We start from the raw sequence: 5,755 nt of genomic DNA, 5'->3' as shown, positions 1-5,755 counted from the left end.
CGCCGAGACGGCGCCCCCGCCCGGCCCTGCGGCGGAAGCCGGGCGCAGGCCCGCCTACTTCCCCGAGCTGGGCGGCTACGTGGACGTGCCGGTGTGGTCGCGGGCCGGTCTGAGCCCGTTCGACGGCCCGGGCGTGGTGGAGGACGCCGGGTCCACCATCGTGGTGCCGCCCGGCTGGCACGCCGCCCTGGATCGGGCCGGCGCGGTGATCCTGACCCGCGGGAGGCCGTCGTGAGCGCGCGGCTGACCGGCGAGGTCCTGCGCAACGCGCTGGTGGTGGCCGCCGAGGAGGCCAGCATCGTGGTGGTGCGCTCGGCGTACTCGACGTTCATCGTCGAGGGCTCGGACGCCTCGGCCGCCGTGCTCGACGCCGAGGGCCGGCTGATCGCCCACTCGATGGCGACGACGCTGATGAACAGCATGGCGCTCAAGGTCGCGCTGCCCGAGGTGATCAAGGACATCCCGCTGGGGACGATGCGCCCCGGCGACGTGTACGTGCTCAACGACGCCTACCGGGGCGGCGTGCACACCAACGACCTGCTGGTCTACCGTCCGGTGTTCGTCTCGGGGTCGCCCGCGTACTTCACCGCGACCATGATCCACGTCTCCGACCTGGGCGGGCTGTCGGCCGGCGGGATGGCGCCGCTGGCCACGGACATCTTCCTGGAGGGCCTGCAACTCCCGCCGGTGCGCCTGGACGCCACCGTCGAGGCCGTGCTGCGGGCCAACAGCCGCACCCCGGACAAGGTGCTGGGCGACGTACGGGCGCTGGTGGCGGGCACGGCGGTGGCGGCGGCCAGGATGGAGTCGCTGATCGCCGAGTACGGCGCGGCCGACCTGGCGGCCGGCGTCCGCGACTACCTGGACGACACCGAGACCAGGACCAGGGCGGCGCTGGCCGAGCTGCCGGAAGGCCGCTTCACCGCCTCCTACCCGATCGACGACGACGGCATCGACGCGGGGACACCGCACCTGGTGCGGGTCGCGGTCACGCTGCGCGACGCGACGGCCGCGCTCGACTTCACCGGCACCGGCCCCCAGGTGCCCGCCGCCATCAACGCCTCGGCCTCGCAGTCGCTGGCCGCGGCGGTGTTCGCGGTGCGCTGCTTCCTCGACCCGGCGATCCCCATGAACGAGGGCTGCCTGCGCGCCATCGACGTGCACCTGCCCGAGGGCAGCCTGCTCGACGCCCGCTCACCGCACCCGTGCGGCGGCCGGTACGTGCCGATCTACGCCGCCATGGAGGCCGTCTTCCAGGCCCTGTCGGACGCGGTGCCCGAGCGGGCCATCGCGGCCAGCGGCATCCTGCAACCGTTCTCGATCGCCGCGACGAGCCCGCCGTACTGGATCCACCTGTCCTACGACTTCGGCGGGGTGGGCGCCAGGCAGGGGCTGGACGGCCCGGACGCGACGGGCGTGCACTTCGGTGTCGGACGCAACTCGATCCCGCAGGTGGAACCGGTGGAGAGCCGCTGCCCGCTGATCGTCGAGTCGGTGGAGACCGTCCCGGACTCTGGCGGCCCCGGCCGGCACCGGGGCGGGCTGGGCTCGCGGACCGTCTACCGCTTCCTGGCCGACTGCCACGTGACCACGCGGGGCGACCGGCTGCGCATCCCCCCGCCGGGACGCGACGGCGGCCTGCCGGGCCGGCTGGGCGGCTTCTACCGGCGGCGCCTGGACGGCACGGTGGAGCGGCTGGCGTCGAAGGTGAACAACGTGCGGTTCGCGGCCGGTGAGGCGTTCATCGTGGAGACGACGGGCGGCGGCGGGATCGGGCCGCCCGGTGAACGCGACCCGGAACTGATCGAGGCCGACCTCAGGGCGGGCCGCATCACACCGGAGGGCGCCGCCCGTGACTACGGCGTGGTCAGTCCAGGTCTTGGAGCTCCGCGGGGTCGAAACTGACGGGGAAGGGCTCAGTGAGGTGGGCCACGGTGCCGGCCTTGTAGGCGATGGGACTCGCGTAGCTGTCGCCATCGAGCGTGTAGACGTAGAGGGTGGGCCCTTCGTTCAACTCGATGCGCCAGTAAGTGGGGATGCCCGCCGCCGCGTAGGCCTCGACCTTGAGTGCACGGTCGCGCAGTTTGGTGCTGGGGCTGACGACCTCGCCGACGAGCAGAACGTCTTGCGGCGAGAACATCGGGCCCGTCGTATGGATCGCCTTGCGCTGTACCACGGCGAGGTCGGGAATGAAGAAATCTTGTTCGCTCACCCGCACGTTGATGGTCGTCATCGCACGCAGATGCCTTGGCGCGGCCTTATGCAGGATGATCTGCGTCAAGAAGATCGTGTCTTGGTGCGGGGGGAGGGGGGCAGGGCTCACCAGCAGGCTCCCGTTGAAGAGCTCGTAGCGGTTCCCGTCGTCGGGAAACTTGAGCAGGTCGTCGACTGAGTATGGAGGCGCACCGGGAAGAACCGTGCGCTGCTCGGTCGGTTCGATCGTCGCCATCGCGGTCACCCACTCAGTATCGGGAGTCTCGCCCTCGCTCACATGCTACTTCCCCGAACTCGCTCACTTTGCGTGGTTGGAGTACCACGCTTCGGCGCCGCGCCGCACGGCCGCGTGCACGCTCCTGGCGATGCGGGCGCCCCACTCCGACCGGGGCCCGCCGAACAGCTCTTCCGGCCCGTGCGACGGCACCACCACGCACACCGCGTCCGACGCCGTGCCCGTGCCGGGGAAGCCCACCTCCTGCAAGGCCTGGCTCTTCGCCTCCGTCACCGTCATCACCGCGTTCACCAGGGCGGCATCCGTCATCGCCACCGGCAGCGCGACCACGATGTTGATCGTGCCGACGCGGATCGGGGCCAGCTCGGGGTCGGCGGCGCCCTCGGGGGCGGCGGCCCAGGTGGGGACGCGCAGGCCGACCGTGGCCACCGCCTCGGCCCCGCCGTCGGCGGCCCGCTCGAAGCGGTCGACCGAGGCGGCCGTCATCATGCCGACGCCGGCGCCGCCGGGGCCGAGCTCGATCAGGTGGTCGACCGGGTCCATCCGCGCGTACCCGGCGACGACCTGGGCGTTCAGCACCCACTCGCAGGGGCCGATGCCGCCGCCGAGCATGGCCGAGGAGATCGTCCGGTGGCCGGGGCCGAACCGCCACAGCAGCGAGCCGAGCTCCACGCCGTCCTCGACCCGATACGAGAGCTTCACGTGCCTCCCCTGACCAAGTGCACCACCGGCCGCCCGTCGGGGCCGGGCTCGATTTTGACATGCGCGTCGAAGTGCCGGCCGACGAGCGCTTCGGTGAGCACCTGCTCCGGCCGCCCGGCCGCCGCCGCGCGTCCCTGGGCGATCAGCAGCAGCGCGTCGGCGAACAGGCCGGCCACGGTCAGGTCGTGCAGGGTGGTCACGACGGTGAGCCCGTCGGCGCGTCTGAGCCGGTCGACCAGCTCCAGCACCTGCTGCTGGTGTCCGAGGTCGAGCGCGGTGGTGGGCTCGTCGAGCAGCAGCACCGGCGCCTGCTGGGCCAGCGCCCTGGCCAGCACGACGCGCTGGCGCTCGCCGCCGGACAGCTCGCCGACCGGGCGCGCGGCCAGGCCGGTCAGGTCCAGCCGGTCGAGCACGGACGCGGTGACCTCCCGGTCGTGGCGGCTCTCCCGGCCCAGGTACGGGATGTACGGGGTGCGGCCGAGCAACGCGTAGTCGAACACCGACATGTCGGACGGCAGCGCGGGCGTCTGCGGCGCGTACGCCACCAGCCTGGCCCGTTCGCGGGGTTTGAGCGTGCCGGAGAGCCGGCCGTCGAGCGTGACCGTGCCCCGGTGGGCGACCAGGCCCATCACGCTCTTGAGCAGGGTGGACTTGCCGGCGCCGTTCGGGCCGATGATGGCCAGCCATTCGCCGCGCCGCACCTGGAGGTCGACGTCGGTGAGCACCTCGCGCTCGCCGAGCCGTACCGACAGCCCCTGGGTCTCGATCACGTGTCGGCCCGCCTGGTCATGCGGAGCACCGCGACGAAGAACGGCGCGCCCACGAACATCGTCACGACGCCGACGGCCAGCTCGGCGGGGGCCAGCACGGTGCGCGCGACGAGGTCGGCCAGCACCAGGAACGCGGCACCGCCGAGCAGCGACAGCGGCAGCACGATCCGGTACGAGCCGCCCGCCAGCCGCCGCACCACGTGCGGGACGACGATGCCGACGAACCCGATCAGCCCGCTCACGGCCACCGCGGCCGCCGTGGCCAGCGAGGCGGCCAGCAGCACGGTGAAGCGGACGCGGGCCGCGCGCACGCCCAGGCTGCCGGCCTCCTCGTCGCCCACCGACAGCACGTCGAGCATCCGGCCGTGCACCAGCAGCAGCGCCGAGGAGACCGCCGCGTACGGCAGCACCAGCCACAGCGGCTCCCAGCCGCCGCCGAGGTCGCCGAGGATCCACGAGTAGATCTTCGCCAGCTCCTCGAGCTTGAACTGCTGCACGAACGTCTGGATCGCGGTCAGGAACGAGGTGACCGCCACGCCGGCCAGCACCAGCGTGGTGGTGCCGCCCGCCGGCCCGGCCGTGTTGCCCAGCACGTACGCCAGGAACACGCCGCCGACCGCGCCGGCGAACGCCGCCACCGGGATCCCCCCGGCGGGCACCGGGAGGAGCACGATGACGATCGTCGTGGTCAGCCCGGCGCCGGCGGCGGCGCCCAGCAGGTACGGGTCGGCCAGCGGGTTGCGGAACACGCCCTGGTACCCGGCGCCCGCCATGGCCAGCAGCCCGCCGACCACGGCGCCCATCAGCACCCTGGGCAGGCGCAGCTCCCACAGCAGCCCCTGCTCCAGGGCGGTGAGACCGGAGTCGGCGGTGACGAACGGCAGCCAGTCCGCCGCCTGCACGACCACCTGCCACGGCGAGATGTCGGCCGAGCCGCCGAGCAGTCCGGCGATCATGGAGCAGGCGAGCACGACGAGCGCGCCCGCCACCCAGACGGGTCTCGCCCTGGAAGGCCTCATGTCAGCCGGTGCCCGCCTGGGCGACCGCGGCGCCGACGGCGGTGGCGAGGTCCACGATGCGCGGGCCCCAGCGGGAGGCGATGTCGTCGTCGAGCTGGATGACCTGGCCGTTCTTGACGGCCGACAGGTTCTTCCAGCCCGGCCGCGCGGCCAGGGTGTCCTTGCTCTGCTGGCAGCACTTGACGTCGGCCAGGAAGATCAGGTCGGGGTCGGCCTGGGCCACGAACTCGGCCGAGAGCTTGGGGTAGCCGCCGGCCGCGTCCGGGGCCTTGTCCGCGATGTTGGTCAGGCCGAACATCGAGTAGACCTGGCCGACGAACGTCTGCGAGGTCGCCGCGTACGGGGTCTGGTCGAGCTCGTGGTAGTAGGTGAGCTTCTTGTCCTTGGGCGCCTCGGCGGCCAGTTTCTCCATGGCCGTCTTCATGCCGGCGACGACCTCGTCCGCCTTGGCCTTGTTGCCGGTGGCCGCGCCGATCTCGGCGATCTCCTCGTACGCCTCGTCCAGCTTGGTCGCGGCGGGTTCGAGCAGGACGGGCACGTTGAGCTTGCCCAGCTCGGCGACGATCTTGTCCATGTCGTTGGAGAGGATGACCAGGTCGGGCTGCTTGGCGGCGATGGCCTCGACGTTCGGCTTGAGCCCGGACAGGTCGCCCTTCGGCGCCTCGGCCGGGTAGTTCGACTGGTCGTCCACGGCGACGACCTGGGGGCCGGCGCCGATGGCGAAGAGCGTCTCGGTGTGGGTGGCCGAGAGCGAGATGATCCGCTCCGGCTTCTTGGCGATGGTGACCTGGCCGTTGGCGGCCTCGATCGTGACG

The 5,755-nt window shown here is 72.4% G+C and carries 6 protein-coding genes and 1 pseudogene; 2 read left to right on the top strand and 5 right to left on the bottom strand.

Annotated features, from left to right (window positions below):
- Positions 1 to 235, top strand: a pseudogene (locus HII36_RS52825) (hydantoinase/oxoprolinase family protein); the annotation flags it as partial.
- The gene (locus tag HII36_RS52820) at positions 232 to 1,905 is read left to right on the top strand and encodes a hydantoinase B/oxoprolinase family protein (protein WP_328808297.1); all 1,674 of its coding nucleotides are present in this window, start codon (positions 232 to 234) and stop codon (positions 1,903 to 1,905) included. The pseudogene HII36_RS52825 and the gene HII36_RS52820, both read left to right, overlap by 4 nt.
- On the opposite strand, the gene HII36_RS52815 is transcribed toward HII36_RS52820, so the two are convergent.
- From HII36_RS52815 to HII36_RS52795, 5 genes are all read right to left on the bottom strand, one after another.
- Complete coding sequence (locus HII36_RS52815) at positions 1,868 to 2,449, bottom strand: Uma2 family endonuclease (RefSeq protein WP_236005107.1); 582 nt, start codon at positions 2,447 to 2,449, stop codon at positions 1,868 to 1,870. The two genes, HII36_RS52820 and HII36_RS52815, sit on opposite strands and share 38 nt — an antisense overlap.
- A gap of 63 nt (positions 2,450 to 2,512) precedes the next feature.
- Complete coding sequence (locus HII36_RS52810) at positions 2,513 to 3,151, bottom strand: adenosylcobinamide amidohydrolase (protein ID WP_173530965.1); 639 nt, start codon at positions 3,149 to 3,151, stop codon at positions 2,513 to 2,515.
- Positions 3,148 to 3,921: an ABC transporter ATP-binding protein gene (locus HII36_RS52805; protein WP_173530964.1), complete on the bottom strand. Its 774-nt coding sequence runs from the start codon at positions 3,919 to 3,921 to the stop codon at positions 3,148 to 3,150. The genes HII36_RS52810 and HII36_RS52805 overlap by 4 nt, the downstream gene beginning before the upstream one ends.
- Positions 3,918 to 4,940 carry a FecCD family ABC transporter permease gene (locus HII36_RS52800; protein WP_173530963.1) on the bottom strand — a complete coding sequence of 341 codons (1,023 nt, stop codon included), beginning with the start codon at positions 4,938 to 4,940 and terminating at the stop codon, positions 3,918 to 3,920. Before HII36_RS52800 ends, HII36_RS52805 begins: the two co-directional genes overlap by 4 nt.
- A 1-nt stretch (position 4,941) precedes the next feature.
- Positions 4,942 to 5,755: ABC transporter substrate-binding protein (locus tag HII36_RS52795; RefSeq protein WP_173530962.1), on the bottom strand; the 814-nt coding region annotated here is incomplete at its 5' end.

The sequence above is a fragment of the Nonomuraea antri genome (assembly GCF_013283785.1).
In the GTDB taxonomy this organism is placed as follows: Bacteria; Actinomycetota; Actinomycetes; order Streptosporangiales; family Streptosporangiaceae; genus Nonomuraea; species Nonomuraea antri.
Note: the sequence above shows the minus strand (reverse complement) of the source record. Positions and strands in the feature narration are given on the sequence as shown.